This window comes from Bacillus sp. SIMBA_154, assembly GCF_046536015.1.
GTDB lineage: Bacteria > Bacillota > Bacilli > Bacillales > Bacillaceae > Bacillus > Bacillus pumilus_P.
The window spans coordinates 280,622-302,602 of record NZ_JAWJBV010000003.1 but is presented as its reverse complement, the minus strand read 5'-3'; the positions used below and the strand labels follow the sequence as shown (position 1 = coordinate 302,602).

Below are 21,981 nucleotides of genomic sequence, written 5' to 3'. Positions count from 1 at the left end.
GGCTAAAATGATCTTTATTTTAGCCCTTTCTCTTCTTTTCAGTGTGATAGAAAACCTTTGGCGAATACCGGAGCGCAGACCTGACAAAGAGTGCGAGGGTTTGCCTACACGCTGAAACCCCGATAAAGAGGGGGTTTTTCTTATGATGATGTCACACTTTCCGTTTCTTTGACCAACTGTTTCATTCGTTCGCGGTCACGTTCTAAAATAGGCTTCAAGTATTGGCCTGTGTAAGAAGCTTCTTCTTTTGCAATGTGCTCAGGTGTTCCAGTGGCAATGATCGTTCCGCCGCCTGCACCGCCTTCTGGTCCTAAATCAACGAGGTAATCAGCGGCCTTGATAATATCAAGGTTGTGCTCAATGACCAAAACCGTATCCCCGTTTTCGACCAAACGCTGAAGCACTTTTAATAAACGGGCAATATCATCGACATGCAGACCAGTTGTCGGCTCGTCTAAAATATAAAGAGACCTTCCGTTTGAACGGCGGTGAAGCTCAGATGCCAATTTCACACGCTGCGCCTCTCCCCCAGACAACGTCGTCGCAGGCTGTCCAAGTGTAATGTATCCTAGCCCAACATCATAAATCGTTTGTAGCTTTCGCTTAATTTTCGGGATGTTCTCGAAAAATTGCAGTGCGTCCTCCACAGTCATTTCAAGAACATCAGCAATGTTTTTTCCTTTATACGTAACCTCTAGTGTCTCTCGGTTATAACGTTTCCCGTGACACACCTCACAAGGTACATACACATCAGGTAAAAAGTGCATTTCAATTTTAATGATTCCATCTCCACGACACGCCTCACAGCGGCCGCCTTTGACGTTAAAGCTGAATCTGCCTTTCTTATAGCCTCGTACCTTTGCTTCATTGGTTTGTGCAAAGACATCCCGCACGTCATCAAATACACCTGTATAAGTGGCAGGGTTGGATCTTGGTGTACGGCCAATTGGAGATTGATCAATATCAATGACCTTATCTAAATAATCCATTCCTTTGATTTCTTTGTGCTGTCCTGGCTTCGCCTTCGCTCTATGCAGTTTTTGCGCAAGTGATTTCAATAGAATTTCATTCACAAGCGTACTTTTCCCTGAGCCAGACACACCTGTCACCGCTGTAAAGACGCCTAAAGGAAACTTCGCATTAACGTTTTTCAGGTTGTTTTCTTTTGCACCTTTTATTTCGATGTAGCGGCCGTCAGGCTTTCTTCTTTCAATTGGAAGCGGGATAAATTTCTCACCAGATAAATATTGGCCTGTCAAAGATTTCGGGTCCTTCATGACTTCTTCTGGCGTTCCAGCCGAAATCACTTCTCCTCCATGAACGCCTGCTCCCGGTCCAATATCAATCAAATAATCAGCGGCAAGCATTGTATCTTCATCATGCTCCACGACAATCAGCGTATTCCCGATGTCACGCATGTTTTTCAAGGTTCCAATCAAACGGTCATTATCCCGTTGATGCAGACCAATAGATGGTTCATCTAATATATAAAGAACACCTGTCAGTCTTGACCCGATTTGAGTCGCAAGACGAATCCGCTGCGCCTCACCGCCTGATAGTGTGCCAGCTGATCGGCTTAATGTCAAATAATCTAAACCTACATTATTTAAGAAGGACAAACGTTCTTTGATTTCTCGTAAAATGAGCTGGGCAATCTGCAAATCTTTCTCAGATAACTCGATTTTTTCATAGAGATCAAGTGCATCAGAGACAGATAAATCGGTAATTTCTCCGATGTGCTGGCCATTGATGAGAACCGCAAGCGTTTCTTTTTTCAAGCGATACCCTTTACATGTCGGACAAGGCTGATTGGCCATATATTTTTCCATTTGCTCACGGATATAATCAGAGCTTGTTTCCTTGTAACGTCGTTCAATGTTACGAAGGACACCTTCGAACTCAATTTCATTTTCACGAACCTGACCAAAATCATTTTCATATTTAAAATAAATCAGCTCAGAGCCGCTGCCATATAAAATTTTATCGAATAAATGCGGCGGTATATCTTTGACTGGAATGTCCATGTCGATTCCATAGTGTGTACATACAGCCTCAAGAAGCTGCGGATAGTATTGTGAGCTCTGCGGCTCCCATGGTGCAATGGCATGCTGACGTAAAGTCAAATCCTTATTAGGAATCACAAGCTCAGGGTCGACTTCTAGTTTAGAACCGAGTCCATCACAGCTCGGACAGGCACCGAAAGGACTGTTAAACGAGAACATTCTCGGCTCAAGTTCACCAATAGAGAACCCGCAGTGCGGACAAGCATGATGTTCACTAAATAACAGCTCTTCTTGTCCAATCACATCAATCATGACCCGGCCTTCTCCTAGACGAAGTGCCGTTTCAAGGGAATCAGACAGCCTAGCGGCAACGCCTTCCTTCACCACAATCCGGTCAATGACGACTTCAATGGAATGCTTTTTATTCTTTTCGAGCTCGATATCTTCTGAAAGGTCTTCCATCTCTCCATCGACTCTCACTCGAACATAGCCCTGCTTCCGAATTTGATCAAGTACTTTGACATGTGTTCCTTTGCGACCAGATACGACCGGTGCAAGCACTTGCAGCTTCGTTCTTTCTGGATATTCTAAAATGCGATCTGTCATTTGCTCAATCGTTTGTGACGTAATTTCAATCCCATGTATAGGACAAATAGGTTTTCCGACTCTAGCATATAATAGACGTAAGTAATCATAGATTTCAGTGACAGTTCCAACCGTTGATCTAGGGTTCCGGCTTGTTGTTTTTTGGTCAATACTAATCGCCGGAGAAAGACCTTCAATGGCATCTACATCTGGTTTATCCATTTGACCGAGAAACTGGCGTGCATATGCTGAAAGAGATTCAACGTACCGGCGCTGACCTTCTGCATAAATGGTATCAAAGGCAAGCGACGATTTTCCTGAACCAGATAAACCCGTAATGACCACTAGCTGGTCACGCGGGATATTCACATCAATATTTTTAAGGTTGTGGGCTCTAGCACCTTTCACCTCTATTCGTTCCATAGCCATCTGGCAATCATCCTTCCGCTTTTAGCTCTAGCAATAGATCTCTTAATTCTGCTGCTTTTTCAAAATCAAGCGCTTTTGCTGCTTCTTTCATTTCCATCTCGACTTTTTCGATCACTTTTTCTCGTTCTTTTTTGCTCATTTTCGACAGCTTTGGTGCTGCTTTTGTTTCATATTCTTCCGATTCCTCATGTATCTTTGTTGCCTTAATGACATCTCGGATTTTCTTATGAATCGTTTGCGGGGTAATCTCAAATTTCTCGTTATATGCTTCTTGCTGTTCTCGTCTTCGCTTCGTTTCTTGAATCGCAATGTCCATTGATTTCGTCATTTTGTCTGCATACATAATGACCCGGCCTTCTGAATTTCTTGCTGCACGGCCTATCGTCTGGATGAGGGATCTTTCAGAACGTAAAAAGCCTTCTTTATCCGCATCTAAAATAGCCACGAGCGACACCTCTGGAATATCGAGCCCTTCACGAAGAAGGTTGATTCCAACGAGTACATCATATTTACCGAGGCGTAAATCACGAATAATCTCAATCCGCTCAAGAGTCTTAATTTCTGAATGCAGATAATTGACCTTGATCCCAATTTCTTTTAGATAATCTGTGAGATCCTCAGACATTTTTTTCGTCAAAGTGGTCACAAGCACACGCTCATTTTTCTCCATTCTTGTATGAATTTCTCCAATTAAATCATCGATTTGTCCTTCAATCGGACGGACTTCAATGATCGGATCCAGTAAACCAGTTGGGCGGATAATTTGTTCCACGACCTCTGGCGTTTTCTCAAGTTCGTACGGCCCTGGCGTTGCGGATACATGTACAATATGATTGATATGCTTTTCAAACTCATCAAAGGTGAGCGGTCTATTATCAAGTGCTGATGGCAGACGGAATCCGTGATCAACCAACACTTGTTTTCTTGCTTGGTCCCCGTTGTACATTGCTCGGATTTGCGGGATGGTCACGTGTGACTCATCAACAACAATCATAAAATCATCCAGGAAATAATCAAGCAGTGTGTAAGGTGTTGAACCAGGAGGACGCAAGGTCAAATGTCTTGAATAGTTCTCGATTCCTGAACAAAAGCCCATCTCCCTCATCATCTCAAGGTCATATCTTGTCCGTTGCTCAAGACGCTGCGCTTCAAGCAATTTGCCGTTTTCACGAAGCTTTTCCAGCTGTTCCTCAAGCTCTTGTTCAATATTGATAATCGCTTTTTCCATTTTTTCTTCTCTTGTGACGAAGTGGGATGCTGGGAAAATAGCGACATGCTCACGATCACCGAGAATTTCTCCAGTCAGTGCATCCACTTCACGAATACGTTCAATTTCATCACCGAAAAACTCCACTCTGATACAATGCTCATCTCGTGAAGCAGGAAAAATTTCAACGACGTCGCCCCGTACTCGGAAGGTTCCGCGCTGAAAATCTATATCATTACGAGAATACTGAATATCCACCAGCTTACGAAGAAGCTGATTGCGTTCAATCTCCATTTCAGTGCGCAAAGACAGTACAAGCTCTCGGTATTCCTCAGGCGAACCTAAGCCATAAATACAGGATACACTAGCAATGATGATGACATCTCTCCGCTCAAATAACGAGGATGTGGCGGAGTGTCTCAATTTATCTATCTCATCATTGATGCTGGCATCCTTTTCAATAAATGTATCAGTCTGAGGCACATACGCCTCTGGCTGGTAATAATCATAGTAACTCACAAAATATTCGACAGCATTATTCGGAAAGAATTCCTTGAACTCGCTGTATAGCTGACCGGCAAGTGTCTTATTATGCGCAATGACAAGTGTCGGTTTGTTCACTTCTTTGATCAGGTTTGATACAGTAAAGGTCTTTCCCGTACCTGTAGCACCTAACAGCGTTTGATGCTGTTTCCCCTGATGGATCCCCTCCACGAGCTTTTCAATCGCCTTTGGCTGATCTCCTTGGGGCTGATAGTTAGAAACTAATTCAAAGCGGTCACTCACATCAAAGCCTCCGTTTCGTTACGAAATCTATCTAATGAATATATTATCATAAAAGAACACAAAAATACGAACTAAAGTTCGTGTATCACTTGATTTTTATTTCCAATACAGTCATACCCTCTCTCCCATAGCAAATAACCCTCTAAAGAAACCTTCCTTTCAGTATGGAACATTTTGGAGCGGGATATTCGATGAGCAGAAAAACATCACAAAAAAGAAAGCTGCACTCACTAGAAATCGTAAGCACAGCTCATGTATAAAAAACGTCACCCTTCGGCCTATCACGATCACATCAATGATGTTTTTCAGCCTTCTCTCTTTTTTCAATTTCTTTCTTAGCCATAAACAATGCCCCAGCTACTAAAGAAATAATATCTAATCCTACGATAAAGTAGGTTTCTGTATAGCCTTTCATGTACGAGGCAAATAAAAGCGCTGCTGTTAATGCAATGCCCACATAATGATTATAAGTAACCTTTGAAAATAAAATAACGAGCAGGAAAGGAAAAACAAGTGCAAATATGGCTTTTGTAATCAAAAAAACCCTCCCTCTTCATGGTCTACTCCCTTGATTATAGTAAAGATTGGCATATTGAACAATTCACAGTTTTCGATTTCACCTTTTTTTCTTCACGTTTGGAGACTTTTGTTATAGATATAGAAGAAAATTAGTGAGAACGTCCCCTTTGTAAAGATAGGTCTTTACGTCTTTGACAGTAACATCCAATAAAACCTATGATTAAAATGATAGTGCGCACTATCATTTTGAAAAATAGAGAGACAAACAAACCATTGGCTATTTGGATAAGGGGGCATTCCCATGTATTCAGTGTTATTTCATGCGGCTGAAGAATCCGCATCACTCGCAGGGGCAAAAGGCGTGAATTTGATCAAATTAAACAATCACGGCCTGCCAGTCCCAGATGGATTTATTATTAAAACCAACAGCTTTGCAAGCTTTCTTTCATATCACAACCTGCATTCAACTGAGCAAAACCTTGCACAAAAAATCAAAAAAGCTTCGTTTCCTTCACAAATGGAAGCAGAGTTACTTTCGTCCTTTCAATCATTGCTGAAGGCATATCCCTCAGTTGCTGTTCGATCCTCTTCTGTTGCTGAAGATCTCGAAGGTGCCTCATTTGCAGGACAGTACGAAACCTATTTAAATATCAAGACAAATGAAGAATTTTTGCAGGCTGTCAAAGAATGCTGGGCTTCTTATTTTGCAGCAAGAGTCACAGAATATAAGAAAGAGATGGATGAAAACGAGGAAGAGATGCCGCTCATGGCTGTCGTCGTTCAAGGATTGATCCATTCTGACGTTTCCGGTGTCATCTTTAGTGAGAATCCGGTATCGGGAAAAACAAATGAAATCATGATGACAGCAAGCTACGGACTAGGAGAAGCCATCGTGTCTGGTCTTGTGACACCAGACACGTTTATTGTAGACAAAGAGACGTTTTCTATTGAAAAATCACTAGGGACTAAAGAACTACTAATTGTTCCTTATCAAGAGGGCGTCATTGAACAGCCAGTATGTAAGGAAATGGCTGGCCAGTTTTGCCTGCATGATGATCAATTGGAAGAAATTACGCAAATCACCAAACAAGTAGAAGCACTTTACGGACATGGAGTAGATATCGAATTCGGAATATCAAATGGTACTTTTTATTTGCTTCAAGCAAGACCGATTACCGCTTCTCTACCAAAAACAGCAAATGAAGCAGCAGGTGCTTCTTTTCAAATTCAACCAGAAGAGCTGCAGGATTTCTGGATTTCAATGGACGATCATATGCCCGGCCCAACAAGTCCTCTTTTCTCAAGCTTGATCATACCTGCTTTAAAAAGCGGGATGAAGAAAAATGGAGAAAAGTATCAAGTACCTGATCTCAACATCAAAGATATCAAGCTCTATAGAGGTCACCTGTATTCTGCACCGTCTATGCCTGAAGCGGGAACAGGAACTGCACCAGTTTTTGACGAGAGCATATTTGAGTTATTTCCCCATTTGAGTGAACGTATGTATGAAATTCTAGAGCAAAACTTCTTTCCATTTTACGAAAAACTCGATCGTCAAATGAACGAGCCTATGACCATTGAAGAAGCAATCATTGGCTTCGAAGAATTAAAGTTATTTTATATACAAGCGTACGAGGATCATTTTGATATCGTCATACCACAAGTCATTCTATCTGCTATGATTGAAGACATGCTTGTAACGTATACCGGTGATCAAAAACAAGTCGTCTTGTTACATGAGATGATGATAGGCGTGATGAACAAATCTCTTGAAACAGACCAGAAGCTATCTGATCTAGCAAAGGATGTCCTTCAAGATAAAGAACTTCTTCAAGCATTTACAAATCATGAAGCGAATCCAGAACTATTATATGCACTTAATCACACGGATAAAGGAAAACACTTCATTTCGAAGATGGAGGAATTTCTCCAAATCTATGGCTGGCGATCTGTTAAAAGTCATGACCTTACAGAAGAGACATGGGTAGAGAACCCTGAATTTGTCTTAGACATCATCAGAAATAACATTCAGTACCAATGTGATTTTGATGAAGAATTTGCACAAGCAATGATCAAAAGACGTGAGACTTATGAGCAATTTATGAGTGAAGTGAAGGATGAGTCTTTTAAGACTAAATTTGAAACACTTTATCACTTTGCCCTTCAGGCAGCCAATATTCGAGATGATCATCACTTCTACATTGATGCCATGTTAGATGCAAAAGCTAGACTATATCTATTAAAAATTGGTGAACTCCTTGCACAAAAAGGAGCCATTCCTCATCAAGAAGATCTATGGTATCTCTACGATGAAGAAGTACACAAAGCGCTCACAACTTCTATCACATACGATTCGGTCATACAGCAAAGAAAAATTGAAATGAAAGAAAATGAAGCCGTTCAACCACCAGCTTATACAGGCACTCCATCTGAGGCTGAATTGGAGCAAGTGGAAAGAATGCTCGGTTCATTAAGAGAAAATGAAAACAACACAGACGATGTGATCCATGGAATTGGAGCGTCTAGCGGCATTGTTTCCGGAAGAGTAAGAATCATTACATGCGCTGATGAATTTTCACAATTTCAAAAGGATGACATTTTAGTTTGCAAAACAACCACACCTTTATGGACCAGCTTATTTAGAGACGCAAAAGCAGTGATCACCGATTCTGGAGGCATTTTGTCACATTCCGCTATTATCGCTAGAGAGTATATGATGCCTGCTGTTCTAGGTACAAGAATAGCCACTGAAAAACTCCAAACAGGTGACCTTGTGACAGTAGATGGTGCGAATGGACGTATTCAGTTATTAAAGCAGCATTCACGGGCATAACCCTATCATTTCGGATCATATTGGCGGTCATGGATTTTATCGGTATACTTACTTTGTTGCAAACACATTCATAACCTGAGGTGAGTATGCTTGTTAAAATCAACAAATCAACGAATCATTCGCGCAACGATGGACTTATTGTCTGAAAAGGGCTATCAAAAAACAACAACAAAAGAAATTGCGACAAAAGCGAATGTGAGTGAAGCGACCATTTTTCGTAACTTTAAAAACAAACGCGGCGTCATTGCTGCCATTATGAAAATGAAATCAACACCAACTAAAACGCTAGAAGCAGAATTCAAAGGAGATCTATACACTGATTTAAAATTTCTAGGCAACTATTTCCTTGAAGATTTGACTTCAAAAAAAGAATTTATCTATATCAGCATGAGAGAACCCACTATGTTTAAGGATATAACAGATCATGAAAAACTTTATCCTCAAGAACTGAGGGAAATGCTGACACAATATTTCAAAACGATGGGTGCTCAGCATCATGTATTAAAAGGAAATGAAGAAATCTATGCAGACATTTTCATTAGTACGTATTTCGGTTTTTTCATTCAACAGCTAGAACAAGACTTACAGCTCGTTTTAACACAGAAAGAAGACTTTATCGAGACATGCACACACATTTTCATGAGAGGAATTTCTCCCGCTTAAAGGGTGAAATTCTTCTTTTTTACAAAAGGTGGTATACACAATGAAGTTAAAAAAAGAGAACTTGATCATCTATTCTTTGTTACTTGGTGCTATTTTAGTTCCGGTCAACTCAACCATGATCGCAGTCGCTCTATCATCCATATCAACTTATTACGATCAATCCATTTCAAACATTACTTGGGTTGTCACAATTTATCTTATTGTCATGGCGGTTACTCAACCTATCGCTGGTAAGCTAGGAGATATATACGGCCACCGCAACATGTATTTAGTCGGTGTGACACTCTTTTTAATTGGCTCCATTGGATGTGCTTTCGCACCTAATCTTGCTTTTCTCATCACCTTTCGATCAATCCAAGCAGCAGGTGGAGCTATTTTAACACCGAACAGCATTGCGTTAATTCGTTCAACGGTATCACCTGAAAAACTGTCTAAAACAATGGGGTTCTTTGGTTTTGGAGCAGGAATTGGTGCCGCACTTGGGCCTTTTATTGGCTCGATTCTCATTCAGAGTTTTGATTGGCATTCTATATTCTTAGTAAATATCCCATTTTTGTTCCTTACACTTGTTACCGGTGTTTTACTCATTCCGAAAATGAAGCATATTCGCTTACAAGCAAGTGTAGACATCATCGGTTCATTGTACTTAACCATTGGGATTACCACACTCATTCTGTGCACAAAAAGCCAATTATTAACTGAATACTTGGTCTATGGGATTCTAGCATTGAGCGTGATTCCTTTATTTTTTAAACATGTACGGAAAGTAAAGAATCCGATCATCGATTTGTCTCTATTTAAAAACAGTTCTTTTACAAATGCTAATCTTTCTATCATGCTAAGCAATTTTGTCATGTACGCCATTCTTCTCATTATGCCGCTGTTTATGGAACAACAACTTGCACTTTCTCACACACATAGCGGTATTATTCTTTCTGTCTTTTCACTTTGTATGTCTATTAGCGGCTTGCTCGGAGCAAAGCTCCATCCGATAAAAGGCGCAAAAAAAATGATTCGATTTTCATTTCTCTGCCTTACTTTATCAGGCATCATGCTTATCACACTAAGCAGTTACCCAAGTTTACCACTTCTCATTATCACATTAGTCGCAGGTGGAATTTCATCAGGAATTGGTATGACCAGTATGCAGATGGCTTCTTTAACATCCGTTGATCAAAACTTATCTGGTTCGGCATCTGGTATATTCTCTACCTTTCGATATTTTGGGAGTATCATATCGTCTACATTGATTGGTATCATAAGTGGTTTTCAAGCTCTATTTATTGTATTAATGGGCGCGGGTATCCTTGGTTTCCTTTTATCTCAACGCGTAAAAACAAAATCCACCTCTCCATCATCGGGACATTCTGCCTAATGACTCCCTTCGCTCTATGTTCATTTAGGGCGGGGGAGTTTTGATATTTGTATCACTGTAAGCTATAAAGATCATGATAATCAAACCGTGAAAATCATCTTTTATAGATAGAAAAATGTCATATGATTAGACGAAAAAGGGATTTCAGCTGAAAATTGTCCCACTTCCCCATCTAAAAGCTTTTTTTCATATCTTCCAGCAATAATAACTTCGATTTTTTTTCACAATTTTTGTGGTATGCTTTTTGAAAATAGAGGACGCAAAGGAGCGGAAGGATGGAACGTTTGAAATATTATTTGATCTGTTTGTCAGCTCTACTGATTTTCCTGTCAGGCTGCGGAAAAGACCAGCAATTTACGCCACCTGGCAGCGCGCAATCGGTCGCTGTGATTTCTCAATTAAAAAAAGCCTCCTTTTCAATTGTTGATTTACAAAAGAATAAAATTGTCTCTTCCGTTGATTTAAAACATCCACTCACTGATCTCATTCAAATCAACAAAGACGTCATCATTGCGACAAGTAAAGAAGAACAATCCCTTATAGAAATCAATTTAAAAAAAGGAACAGCAACAGATTATATGGACGTGAATAAAGGGCTGACTTCACTTACATATGATGCAGCTTCTCACACCTTACTTGTAGCGGATTCAAAGAAGAATGTCGTTTATTTTATTGATACACAGAGCAAAAAAATAAAAGCCACTGTGAAGACCGGAAAATCACCCTCTTCTATGGCGCTTTCTTCTTCAGGAACTTTGTTTGTTTTAAATGCAGAAAGTCATACAGTTTCAGTCATAGATATTGAAAAAGAAAAAAATACACGTACGATTTCTGTACTAGAAAGGCCTTCTGGCATTCATTTTGATGGACATTCCATTTGGATTGGCGGACACGGTAAACCTGGCACCTTAAATAAAAGCATTTTTGCTTACGACCCTAAAACAGGTAAAAAGCAGCGCGAAATCAAACTAGGCGTCATGCCAGTTGCATTTTTCTCAGAGAAAGATTCCTCTACTTTATATGTACTATGTCATGGAGACCATACGCTATACAAAGTAGATACAGAGACGAATAAGCAGCTTGCTTCTGTTGAAACCGGTCAAAATCCGAATTATATCACCGCCGATACCGCATCAATATATGTAAGTAACTTAGATGACAATTCAGTATCAGTCATCGATAAACATACATTTATGATGAAAAATCGACTGAATGTCCCATCAGGGCCTTATGCTATCGTGTTGGAGGAAAAAAAATGAAAGAACAGATGCATATTTTAATAGTAGATGATGAGTTAGATATGCTTGAGTTAATCGGCTCCTTTTTGCAAAAACAAGGCTTTCATATTATCACTTCAAATAATGGAATGGATGCCTTACGTCAGCTTGAAAAGGAACCCGTTGACCTTGTTGTATTGGATATCATGATGCCTGATATGGATGGATTCGAAGTCTGCCAGCGTATCAGGCAAACATCCCAAATCCCCATATTATTTTTAACAGCTAGAAGTTATGAGGAGGATCGAATTAGAGGGCTTGAAATTGGAGCAGATGACTACATCATGAAGCCCTTCAGTCTGCGTGAGCTTGCAGCAAGAATTGAAACGACCTTAAGACGAATTAGGGGTCTTTCGCTAAAGCGCAGCCGAATGCAGATCGGCGACTTGGAGATAGATCAAGATGGCAGACAAGTCTACCTCCATCAAGAGCCCATTAATTTAACAAGAAGAGAATTTGATTTACTCATGTTTCTTCTGCTTAATCAAAGCCACGTGTTTTCCCGTGAACAACTCTATCAAAAATTGTGGGAATCACACTCAACCAGTGGTTCTTTAAGAACAGTCGATACACATATTAAAACGCTACGACTGAAATTAAAGGGAGCGGAACGGCACATTAAAACCGTTTGGGGTGTCGGCTATAAATTTGAGGAGGACGAATGAAGCCATTATCCATTAAAAAGAAAGTACTCTTCTTAATCCTTGCAGTTACCGGAATTGTTGCAGCCTCAGCCCTCGCACTTACCTATTATTTATACCAGCACTTATATATTGATAAACAAATTGACTCCTTAAGTTTACAAGGAAAGAAGCTGGCAGAAATCTATCACAAACACGGTAAAGACACGTATTTTACCAATATAATCGAATGGGCAAATGGCTCAAGTGAGGCGAACATTATTTTCACAGATGACCCAATGGAGCTTTCAAGTGGTATCCCTTTTGATACGAACACCAATGATAACCTCATCACGTTCAAGGAACGCCAAAAGCTTCTTCAAGGGGAAACCGTCGTGTTAATTAGAGAACATCCACAGTTTCATCAAGATATTCTCGGTATCGCCATCCCTGTTTTCTCAAACAAAGATGATCTATCGGGGACAATTTTTCTCTCGATGCCCTTATCCGATGTTTATGAGCCATTTGTCCAAATCAGATTGACACTTGGCGTATCCATTTTATTTATCCTTCTGCTGATTTTCTTTATCGGATATAAGAGTTCCAATAAAGTCGTGCGGACGATTAATAAAATGAAAGAAATTGCAATGGAAATGGAATCTGGTGATTTTTCAAAACGCATGGCTGTGACTAAAAAAGGGGATGAGTTAAATCAGCTTAGCCGTTCCTTTAATAAACTGTCTTCTACCCTCGAAAAGGTTGAACAGCACCGCAGAGAATTTCTTGCCAATGTGTCTCACGAACTTAGGACTCCTTTAAGTTACATGAAAGGATATGCAGAAGGAATTGAAGAAGGCGTCATTGATCAAAAAAAAGGAATGCAAATCATCCAAGATGAAGCCACACGTTTAAGCCGGCTTGTTCACGATCTTTTAGACCTTGCGCAGTTAGAGGGGGATTCTTATCCACTAACGACGGAGCCAATCGTCTTTGCACAGCTTATCCATGATGTTCTTGATCAAATGGCATTCATCGCTAATCAAAAAGGCATTTCTCTCAAACGGACACTTGAAGAGGATTGTATTGTTTATGGTGATAGCGATCGCCTACAACAAGTGGTCCGTAATTTACTGGACAATGCCATTCATTACACTCCATCTGGGAAGTCAATTTCGATTGAATTACATGTTCAGCAAAACACGGCTGAATTGAGAGTGACGGACGAAGGCAATGGCATTCCAAAAGAAGATCTCCCGCATGTTTCCGAGCGATTTTATCGAGTAAATAAAGCACGTACGAGAAAGGATGGCGGCTCTGGGCTTGGACTAGCTATTGTCTATCAAATTATCAAAAAACATCATGGCATATTCATTATTCAATCTAAGCCCGGACTCGGAACAACAGCCATCATTCAGCTGCCTAATGCTTCATTCAATGAGAGCTTGCCTACTCAATAACAAATCACAGATCTTGTCATACTCTCATTTGGAACCTCTCCTTTCTCTTATAGATCAGTATCAATAGCATATGTATACAACTTGAACAGTTCTTTTCAACAAGAGCTGTTTTTATTCCACTAAAACATAAAGAATTGGTCTTTTTTTATTAACAATTTATTCATATTTGCTTGTTACACTTTTTTCAAGTTAAGAAAAAGGAGTGACATGCTTTTGATCAGACGTTTTCAGAAATTTGATATTTATTTATTTTTCATATTGATCTTATCTGCCATCTTAAACATTTATCACATTTGGAAAGATGATACGGTGAATGCGTATTATACTGCCGCTGTCACAAGTATGATGCAAAGTTGGCATAATTTCTTCTTTGCTTCATTTGATCCAGCAGGGTATGTCACGGTGGATAAACCACCGCTCACCTTCTGGCTGCAAACGATCAGTGCCAAAATTTTTGGTTTACATGGATGGAGTGTGATTTTGCCTCAAGCTTTGGCTGGCATTGGATCTGTTTATTTAATCTACCGTCTTGTCAAACCTACATTTGGTCAGGCCGCTGCAAGACTGGCTGCACTCATTATGGCTTGTACACCAATCGCAGTCGCTGTATCTCGTACAAATAACATTGACAGCTTACTTGTTTTTATCCTTTTACTAGCAACAGGAATGATGTTCAAGGCTGTGAAACAGCAAAAGGTGCTTTGGGCGATCGCTTCATTTGCAATGATCGGCGTCGGATTTAATACAAAGATGCTGCAAGCCTATATGATTGTACCAGCACTCATCCTTTTTTACATCATAGCTTATCGCACGACATGGAAGAAAAAATTGCTTTCACTGATGATTTCAATGATTGTTCTTTTAGGTGTATCTGCTTCGTGGTCGATAGCCGTTGATCTCACCTCAAAAGACAATCGCCCTTATATGGGATCAAGTCAATCCAATTCTGCATTAGAACTAGCCTTTGGCTACAACGGTCTCCAGCGGCTGACTGGTCAACAGTCTGGCGGAATGGGCGGCGGCTCAAGTGAGAGTGGAAGTCAACCAACTTCACAGCAGGGTGATCAGCAAAACGATAATGATTCATCAACCATGCCTCAGCCGCCATCTAATGGAAATCAAAGCAGCTCAGACAGCTCAAATCAATCTTCCGGTCAGGGACAGCCGTCTATGCAAGGACCGCCAAGCAGTACAAATGGCACGACACCACCTGATATGCCTTCTGGTGGCGATGGAGGAAATGGTGCCGGCCCGCCTAATGGTGGTGGCGGAAAAATGGGAAATGGTTCTGGCATGTTTGGTACAGGAACAAAAGGTCCATTACGTCTGTTCCAATCTGAACTGTCCGATCAAATCAGCTGGCTGCTTCCATTTGCACTCTTTGGCGCTATTGGTATCTTCCTCTCAACAGCATTTGAAAGAAGACGTCTCAATACAAAACAAAAAGAAACACTATTTTGGTTAGCTTGGCTTATACCCGTTGCTGGATTTTTCAGTGTAGCTGGATTTTTCCACCACTATTATTTAATCATGCTGGCACCGCCAATTGCCGTATTAGCTGGAGCAGGCTGGGCCTCTATGACTCAATTATTCCAAACAGGAACCGGCTTTAAAAAATGGCTGCTTCCGATTGCTATTTTGGTAACAACATCATTTGAAGTCTTTATCTTATCCACCTTTACAAGCACGATTGGTTTTGGATTAAGCATTGCGGTCGGTCTCATTGGCGTTGGATCCTTCCTTGCCCTGCTCTTTATAAAAGGAAAAGAAAAGCTAAAACAACTGGCGTCTCTCATCGCCATCCTTGGCATGCTGATCGCACCACTGTTCTGGGCAAGCACACCTCTTCTTTATGGAGGAAACAACATGCTGCCAGAGGCTGGTCCTCAGCTTGCAACTTCAAGTGGCATTATGGGTTCCCAGGTGAATGAGAAGCTGATCAGCTACCTTGAGAAAAACAATACAGGGGAAGCCTTCCTGTTTGGTACAACAGATGCAACCACAGCTTCCCCTTACATTATTAAGACAGGGAAAGCGGTTATGGCATTAGGTGGATTTAGTGGCTCCGATAACATTTTAACGCTTAGCGAATTTAAACAGCTCGTCAAAGACGGAAAAATCAAATACTTCTATCTCTCTGGTATGAGAGGCGGAAGCTCAGACATTCTGAACTGGATTCAGAAAAACGGCAAAGAAGTGGCTGCTTCTAAATGGCAGAACACTTCTACATCCAAAACGAAACAACAAACAGGCAGCACTGACAGCAAGCAATCTGAACAACCTGATCAGTCAAATGGACGAATGGGCGGAATGGAGAGTGGCACCCTTTACGAACTATCCGTTGATTCATTCATCTATCAAAAGGAGGAAAATGGCTGATGGAAAAAAGCATACAATATTCGATTGTTGTCCCAGTTTATAATGAAGAACTTGTCATCCATGAATCGTATCAGCGGCTCAAAACCGTCATGGATTCGACGGGAGAAGCATATGAGCTTCTCTTCGTCAATGACGGCAGTATGGATCGAACAGCTGAGCTGATTAAAGGATATTGCCAAACAGATCCGAATGTGAGACTCATTGATTTTTCTCGTAATTTTGGACATCAAATTGCGATCACAGCTGGCATGGATTACGCAAAGGGTCAGTCCATCGTGGTGATCGATGCAGATTTACAAGATCCGCCTGAATTGATATTAGAAATGATCGCAAAATGGAAGGAAGGCTATGAAGTGGTCTACGCCGTCCGCACCAAACGAAAAGGCGAATCGGTTTTCAAAAAGTACACCGCCTCCCTTTTCTATCGGGTTCTACGTCAAATCACCGAAGTAGACATTCCCATCGACACAGGTGACTTCAGGTTGATGGATCGTAAGGTGTGTCATGAAATGAGAAAAATACGCGAGAAAAACCCATTTGTCCGCGGCTTAGTCAGCTGGGTCGGCTTCAAACAAATTGCGGTAGAATACGTTCGAGATGAGCGGCTAGCAGGAGAAACGAAGTATCCTCTCAAAAAGATGCTCAAGCTCTCGATGGACGGAATTACGTCTTTCTCCTATAAACCTTTAAAACTAGCCAGTGTGGCAGGCATTGCCCTTTCTGCTATTGGATTCATTTCTATGTTTCTTGTTTTGTACTTAAAGCTTTTTACCAATAGCACGATTACTGGCTGGAGTTCATTAATTGTCATTCAGCTGTTCTTTAGCGGCATCATCCTCTTCATGCTGGGAATGATCGGAGAGTATATTGGCCGAATCTACGATGAAGCGAAGGACCGGCCGCTTTATATCGTCAAGGAGAGCTACGGGCTTCAAGCAAAGCCGCACCCGGTTCAATCCCCTGTTCATTTCAAGCACTACAAACAGCATTAAAAAAAGCGTGCGAGACCTTCTTGATAAGGTCCAGCACGCTTTTTTGTATTAAGCGGCTGTTTCAAACCGCTTTCTGTTGATGAAGAAAGAAAGTGTAATGATGAGATAAATGCCCATTGTGACCATCGTTTGTACAATTGGAGTTGCTGACACAACGCCGATAAAAATGGCCATGATCGCAATCACAGAAAACCATGTTGTGAAAGGATACAGCTTGACGCGATATCCCCCTGGTTCTGCTACGCTTCGAGATTTCAAATGACCAACAGCAATGATAAACCAGATGAATAAGACTGTATAACTTAAAGATCCCATCAAATAATTAAAGGTTTGACTTCCCACAAAAAGAGAAATCAATACCGCTGCATACAATGTGGATGTACACACAAGGATTGCTCTGACAGGCACCTGCTGTTTTGATAGCTTGGAGAAGCCTCTCCATATACGCCCATCCATCGCCTGCGTATAAAGGACCCTTGATGAAGCATACAGTCCAGAGTTCATAGAAGACAAGATCGCTAGTAAAATGATACCGTTCATGATGTCACTTGCATACGGCACGCCAATTGTTGCAAACACTGTGACGAATGGACTCACTTGCTCATTGTTCACTTGATTCCAAGGGATTAAGCTGACAATGATAAAGAACGGCAGTACATAGAAACCGATGATTCGTACAAATGTACTTTGAATGGCCTTTGGGATGACTTTTTCAGGGTTTTTTGTTTCCGCTAATGTAACCCCAATCATCTCAGTTCCGCCATAGGAATACACTACAACCAGCATTGCCGCAATTAAGCCGCCAGTTCCATTAGGGAAAAACCCACCGTGGTCGGTTAAGTTGGATAATCCCGGTGCTGCATGCTGTCCGAATGAGACAAACAGCATCGTTAACCCAATGATAATAAATAAAATAATGACTGCAATTTTAATGGAAGCTAACCAGTACTCTGTCTCAGCAAACATTTTGACTGAACAAACATTGATCAATGTCACTACAAGTGAAATGATTAACACAAGCGTCCAAATCGGCATTTGCGGGAACCAGTACTGAATAAAGATCGCAGACACAATGGCTTCTGCTGCAATGTTCAGCACCCACATTTTCCAATAGATCCAGTCTAAGAAATAGGCCGGATATTTTCCTAACACAGGTTCAATTAAATCACGGAATGTTCTTGCACCAGGTCGTGCAACAGTCATTTCGGCAAGTCCTTGCATAATAAATAATAAAATAAGACCACCAATCATATATGCCAAAATGACAGCAGGACCTGCAATATCAATGGCAGAACTGCTTCCTTTAAACAGACCGGCACCGATTGCACCGCCAAGCGCAAGCATCATAATATGCCTTGACGTCATTGTTCGTTTTAACTGCACATGTTCCTTTTCCATTTTCTATAGCTCCTTTAAATTTGAATCTTCAGATAAACATAGGATAAAAGCATATAAAAAGGCCAGCCATCTCCTTGAAGAGACGACTGACCCTGCAACCGCGTTACCACTCTTATTGATCCAGCTATAGCTGAATCCAACTTAAAACCCGATAACGGAGGTCACACGTAAAGACTTACAATTCATTCAGTCTTACCGCTCTTTGAGCGAGTTCAATGATTCGTTTTACTGCGTTGCACCGACCCGCAGCTCTCTTAAAAAACGGATGTTCATCTACTATTCTCAAGTCAAAACGTTTATAGTCAATTTATATATTCATCAAAGATTTTATTTTTTAAATATACTGACTAACCACGCAATTGTCAACATCCTTTTTCAGACAGCCTCTATTAACGAATCCAAACAGCTACTTCATCCATCGGACGTCGTGTTTTGCCGCGTTTTGGCTCAGTGACACGATAACCAAAGGCTGCCATCACAGAAACGTCGTACTGACCATCCTCAAGCAATCCTTCTTCATCTAGAATACGATGAATCTCATCGTAGCTAAATCCTTCAACTGGGCATGAATCAATGCCGATTTGTGCAGCAGCTGTCATCATGTTTCCAAGGGCAATATACGTTTGTTTTGAAGCCCAATCAAAAAGCGTACGGTCATTTTCTAACAAATGGAGATCGTTCTCTTGGAATTCTTTGTAGCGTCCCTTTACCATATCAAACGTCTCGTCTGTCATTCCTTTGATTTGCTTGTTGATGTATTCTGCATATGCTGAATCATAGCGGGCATCGGTTCTTGCCAAGATGATCACAAAATGGCTGGCAGTTGGAAGCTGTTTTTGCGCCCCCCATGTATACTCTTTTAATTTTTCTCTAAAAGCTTCATTTTGAACGACGAGGAACTTCCAAGGCTCAAATCCTACAGAACTTGGGGAAAGTCTTCCTGTTTCTAAAATAAACGCAAAATCATCCTCTGAAATCTTTTTCGCTGGATCAAACTCTTTTGTCGCGTGCCGGAACTCATACGCGTCAATGATTTCTTTTTTTAATTGCTCTTTGTCTCGCATTTTATTCATCCTTTCTATTGACAGATAGGGTGTGTGTTTCATCAATCCAATTTCTTTCCATTCTCATATAGAAATTGTTATGATAAGAAAACAAACAGCCCGAATGTGTGATGTGATATCTCTATGGTAAAAGAAAAGCTTCCATCGATTCAAGTACGCACATTTTTGTTCGTTAGGTACAATCATGTTCGTTTATCACCATTTTCGTCTTAGAAAGGAGTGTAAAGATGAGTGCACCATCCAATCCAGTCAGCATTGTGAATCATGGCTGTCCTGTTTCGGTCACAACGAGTGTCATTGGAGGGAAATGGAAAGGAGTCATCCTTTATCATTTGACTTGCGGTCCAAAACGATACAACGAATTACGCCGGCTTCTGCCAAGAATTTCGCAGCGTGTTCTCACGCTACAATTACGTGAGCTTGAACAGGACGGTGTTGTTCACAGAGAAGTCTATGAGGAGGTTCCCCCTCGTGTCGAATACTCACTGACTTCTCTTGGAGATACATTAAAGCCCATCATCTTCGCCATGCGTGAATGGGGCGAATCATACGGAAAAGAAACACGCACAAAAGAAAAAAGCTGCCATCTCTAGCAGCTTTTTTTTAAGATGAAATCGCTGTTGGTTCTTGCTGTGGATCATCCTTCACAAACAGGATGCCAAGCTGATGATGCTCTCCTTCGTAAGAAGCGCGTTTCTCAAACCTTGTCTGACCGTTTAAGCCAATGATCTCAAGCTTTGCCAGAGCACGGTTGGTTTGTAGAGCTTCATAAAATTCTGAAACCGTTTTGACTTCAATTCCATTTACCTTTGTAATGACTTCTCCGATCTCAAGCTTTAAATCAGCCGCAGGTGTATTCGGAATGATTCCAAGCACCATCAGCCCTTGATTCCGCTTAGAGAAGTAGAACGGCGCAGCATTGTCATTGACCCTCTGCTTCCATGAAAGAAAGGCTCTTCCGACAATCGCTATCACAACAGCTCCCCAAGCTATAGGCTCAAACCAAATACTTGCAGCACCTAGTAAGGCAACAGCGAGTCCGAGCATAAGAATGCGACGAGCCGTAATTTGAATACTGACAATTGGCAGCGATCCTTGAATCCGCTGGCCGAAGCCGATGATATAGGGAATCAAAATAAATGAAAAGCTTTGATCATGCACTTGAAGCACCGGCCACCATGGCAGGGAAGAAGTCAATTCACCTGCCGGCATCAGCAAAACAAGCGGTAAAAGCCACAGACGGTTTGCCCGCTGCTGACCAATCAAAAGTCCTCTCGCACTCATCACCATTGCAGGCGATGTACGTAAATGCGCCGTTCGGTATGCTAGAATCCCCTCGGTCATTAATAGGAGCCCTAGCAGAATGACAACGGCTGATGCATTCATCATTGAGAGCTGCGGAAGCCAAGAATGGCTCACTTGGAAATACATCAGTCCAAGTGCCGCAATAAAACTGAAACCGAGTGTGTATGCAGACGAAAGCGCACTCGCCTTAAAGAATAAAGAGAATACGATGGTCATTGCTGCAATCAGCACGATGAATCCAGGCGGGAGGGCAATCCCTAAGCCTACTGAAATGACGGATAGACAAACTCCTAAAACCCATCCCTTTGAATATGTAAATTTAAGCTCATCGTAAACATCTTCTATTCTTGTTTGAAACGCTTTTCTCTCCCGCTTTACGCGGATGTAGCCATACAATAGACTGATTAATATCATGAAATAAAAAAGAGGATGAATTAAAAACAGACCGACCGCTTTTAATCCGGCTCCCATCCACTCCGAGCTCATTATCGTTCACCGCCCAAGTCAAGCATTTTCTCTTATTCTATCAAATAAATCGATGCTTGACATCAGGTTTATTTCTCCTGATTCATCCAAAGTGTGACATTCGACAGTGAAAAATCTTTTAAATAGTGATTCACATCTACATCTAGTATGCCGCCGAGAAGCTGCATCGACCTCTTGATGTCGGTTAAGTTTATACCAAGTCTCTTATGATTATCCATTAAATAATTGAAGTATATCTCAGCACAGTCTTCATCGATTTCGTCGACTGATTCTACCGTTGTGTAATTGACCAAGTATCTGCTTAACAGCATGAGCAGACTTAATGCCTTTGTAGCGGAAAACGTCACATCTTTCGAACGACTCTTAAGTTCCTCTACCAACTCGTAATATTTTTTCTCTCTCACAATACTTGCCCTTTTCAATTGTGTACCCCCATTTACTAGTTCTTTTAAGAAAAGCGCAAACCTCGGTACAGCTTAAAGCTCAAGCTGAATATCCGCAAAAAATAAAATATTTAAAATGAGTGCTACTTTTTATTGTAAGAATTATTTATGTAACATACAACTTTCAAAAGTTTCATTTTCATGACATGTTTAAATCAAC

16 protein-coding genes and 1 other annotated feature are annotated in these 21,981 nt (G+C 41.0%); of the genes, 9 read left to right on the top strand and 7 right to left on the bottom strand.

All coding sequences use genetic code 11. The features are described from left to right. Positions 1 to 140: 140 nt before the first annotated feature. From uvrA to R0K30_RS07910, 3 genes are all read right to left on the bottom strand, one after another. A complete protein-coding gene (gene uvrA, locus R0K30_RS07920) occupies positions 141 to 3,017 on the bottom strand; it encodes an excinuclease ABC subunit UvrA (protein ID WP_099726352.1) in 2,877 nt (958 codons plus the stop codon). A 7-nt stretch (positions 3,018 to 3,024) separates the two neighbouring features. Next, positions 3,025 to 5,010 carry an excinuclease ABC subunit UvrB gene (uvrB, locus tag R0K30_RS07915; protein ID WP_410609960.1) on the bottom strand — a complete coding sequence of 662 codons (1,986 nt, stop codon included), beginning with the start codon at positions 5,008 to 5,010 and terminating at the stop codon, positions 3,025 to 3,027. Between the two features lie 292 nt (positions 5,011 to 5,302). Beyond that, the gene (locus tag R0K30_RS07910; RefSeq protein ID WP_034318699.1) at positions 5,303 to 5,548 is read right to left on the bottom strand and encodes a CsbA family protein; all 246 of its coding nucleotides are present in this window, start codon (positions 5,546 to 5,548) and stop codon (positions 5,303 to 5,305) included. A gap of 282 nt (positions 5,549 to 5,830) precedes the next feature. Between R0K30_RS07910 and R0K30_RS07905 the strand changes: the two genes are divergently transcribed. The 8 genes from R0K30_RS07905 to R0K30_RS07870 all read left to right on the top strand — a co-directional run bounded on the left by R0K30_RS07905 (position 5,831) and on the right by R0K30_RS07870 (position 17,125). Next, on the top strand, positions 5,831 to 8,362 hold the full coding sequence (locus R0K30_RS07905) for a PEP/pyruvate-binding domain-containing protein (protein WP_410609957.1): 2,532 nt from the start codon (positions 5,831 to 5,833) through the stop codon (positions 8,360 to 8,362). A 90-nt stretch (positions 8,363 to 8,452) separates the two neighbouring features. Beyond that, positions 8,453 to 9,025, top strand: a complete 573-nt coding sequence (locus tag R0K30_RS07900; protein WP_230030688.1) for a TetR/AcrR family transcriptional regulator — start codon at positions 8,453 to 8,455, stop codon at positions 9,023 to 9,025. A gap of 40 nt (positions 9,026 to 9,065) precedes the next feature. Continuing rightward, a complete protein-coding gene (locus R0K30_RS07895; RefSeq protein WP_230030687.1) occupies positions 9,066 to 10,400 on the top strand; it encodes an MFS transporter in 1,335 nt (444 codons plus the stop codon). 275 nt (positions 10,401 to 10,675) lie between these two features. Beyond that, the gene (locus tag R0K30_RS07890; protein WP_249705596.1) at positions 10,676 to 11,659 is read left to right on the top strand and encodes a YncE family protein; all 984 of its coding nucleotides are present in this window, start codon (positions 10,676 to 10,678) and stop codon (positions 11,657 to 11,659) included. Then, positions 11,656 to 12,342: a response regulator transcription factor gene (locus R0K30_RS07885; protein ID WP_099726358.1), complete on the top strand. Its 687-nt coding sequence runs from the start codon at positions 11,656 to 11,658 to the stop codon at positions 12,340 to 12,342. The genes R0K30_RS07890 and R0K30_RS07885 overlap by 4 nt, the downstream gene beginning before the upstream one ends. Continuing rightward, positions 12,339 to 13,754, top strand: coding sequence for a HAMP domain-containing sensor histidine kinase (locus R0K30_RS07880; RefSeq protein ID WP_410609953.1), 1,416 nt, complete (start codon positions 12,339 to 12,341; stop codon positions 13,752 to 13,754). Before R0K30_RS07885 ends, R0K30_RS07880 begins: the two co-directional genes overlap by 4 nt. 213 nt (positions 13,755 to 13,967) lie before the next feature. Then, complete coding sequence (locus tag R0K30_RS07875; RefSeq protein WP_410609951.1) at positions 13,968 to 16,133, top strand: ArnT family glycosyltransferase; 2,166 nt, start codon at positions 13,968 to 13,970, stop codon at positions 16,131 to 16,133. Next, positions 16,133 to 17,125, top strand: a complete 993-nt coding sequence (locus R0K30_RS07870; RefSeq protein WP_099726361.1) for a glycosyltransferase family 2 protein — start codon at positions 16,133 to 16,135, stop codon at positions 17,123 to 17,125. The genes R0K30_RS07875 and R0K30_RS07870 overlap by 1 nt, the downstream gene beginning before the upstream one ends. Before the next feature lie 48 nt (positions 17,126 to 17,173). On the opposite strand, the gene R0K30_RS07865 is transcribed toward R0K30_RS07870, so the two are convergent. Beyond that, complete coding sequence (locus R0K30_RS07865; RefSeq protein ID WP_410609949.1) at positions 17,174 to 18,523, bottom strand: amino acid permease; 1,350 nt, start codon at positions 18,521 to 18,523, stop codon at positions 17,174 to 17,176. Positions 18,524 to 18,598: 75 nt separating this feature from the next. Beyond that, positions 18,599 to 18,823: a binding site (T-box leader), on the bottom strand. Positions 18,824 to 18,912: 89 nt separating this feature from the next. Continuing rightward, on the bottom strand, positions 18,913 to 19,587 hold the full coding sequence (locus tag R0K30_RS07860; RefSeq protein ID WP_099726363.1) for an NAD(P)H-dependent oxidoreductase: 675 nt from the start codon (positions 19,585 to 19,587) through the stop codon (positions 18,913 to 18,915). 227 nt (positions 19,588 to 19,814) lie between these two features. Between R0K30_RS07860 and R0K30_RS07855 the strand changes: the two genes are divergently transcribed. After that, on the top strand, positions 19,815 to 20,180 hold the full coding sequence (locus R0K30_RS07855) for a winged helix-turn-helix transcriptional regulator (RefSeq protein WP_230030683.1): 366 nt from the start codon (positions 19,815 to 19,817) through the stop codon (positions 20,178 to 20,180). A gap of 10 nt (positions 20,181 to 20,190) precedes the next feature. On the opposite strand, the gene R0K30_RS07850 is transcribed toward R0K30_RS07855, so the two are convergent. After that, positions 20,191 to 21,378, bottom strand: a complete 1,188-nt coding sequence (locus R0K30_RS07850) for a PDZ domain-containing protein (protein ID WP_230030682.1) — start codon at positions 21,376 to 21,378, stop codon at positions 20,191 to 20,193. Positions 21,379 to 21,446: 68 nt separating this feature from the next. Continuing rightward, positions 21,447 to 21,800: a swarming motility protein SwrAA gene (locus R0K30_RS07845; RefSeq protein ID WP_003212923.1), complete on the bottom strand. Its 354-nt coding sequence runs from the start codon at positions 21,798 to 21,800 to the stop codon at positions 21,447 to 21,449. Positions 21,801 to 21,981: the final 181 nt, after the last annotated feature.

Excerpts from the sequence above, each read along its gene's own strand:
- R0K30_RS07860 (WP_099726363.1), bottom strand. The coding sequence starts at position 19,587 with ATGCGAGACAAAGAGCAATTAAAAAAAGAAATCATTGACGCGTATGAG.
- R0K30_RS07855 (WP_230030683.1), top strand. The coding sequence starts at position 19,815 with ATGAGTGCACCATCCAATCCAGTCAGCATTGTGAATCATGGCTGTCCT.
- R0K30_RS07880 (WP_410609953.1), top strand. The coding sequence starts at position 12,339 with ATGAAGCCATTATCCATTAAAAAGAAAGTACTCTTCTTAATCCTTGCA.
- R0K30_RS07865 (WP_410609949.1), bottom strand. The coding sequence starts at position 18,523 with ATGGAAAAGGAACATGTGCAGTTAAAACGAACAATGACGTCAAGGCAT.
- R0K30_RS07890 (WP_249705596.1), top strand. The coding sequence starts at position 10,676 with ATGGAACGTTTGAAATATTATTTGATCTGTTTGTCAGCTCTACTGATT.
- R0K30_RS07885 (WP_099726358.1), top strand. The coding sequence starts at position 11,656 with ATGAAAGAACAGATGCATATTTTAATAGTAGATGATGAGTTAGATATG.
- R0K30_RS07895 (WP_230030687.1), top strand. The coding sequence starts at position 9,066 with ATGAAGTTAAAAAAAGAGAACTTGATCATCTATTCTTTGTTACTTGGT.
- R0K30_RS07905 (WP_410609957.1), top strand. The coding sequence starts at position 5,831 with ATGTATTCAGTGTTATTTCATGCGGCTGAAGAATCCGCATCACTCGCA.
- R0K30_RS07850 (WP_230030682.1), bottom strand. The coding sequence starts at position 21,378 with ATGAGCTCGGAGTGGATGGGAGCCGGATTAAAAGCGGTCGGTCTGTTT.
- uvrA (WP_099726352.1), bottom strand. The coding sequence starts at position 3,017 with ATGGCTATGGAACGAATAGAGGTGAAAGGTGCTAGAGCCCACAACCTT.
- R0K30_RS07870 (WP_099726361.1), top strand. The coding sequence starts at position 16,133 with ATGGAAAAAAGCATACAATATTCGATTGTTGTCCCAGTTTATAATGAA.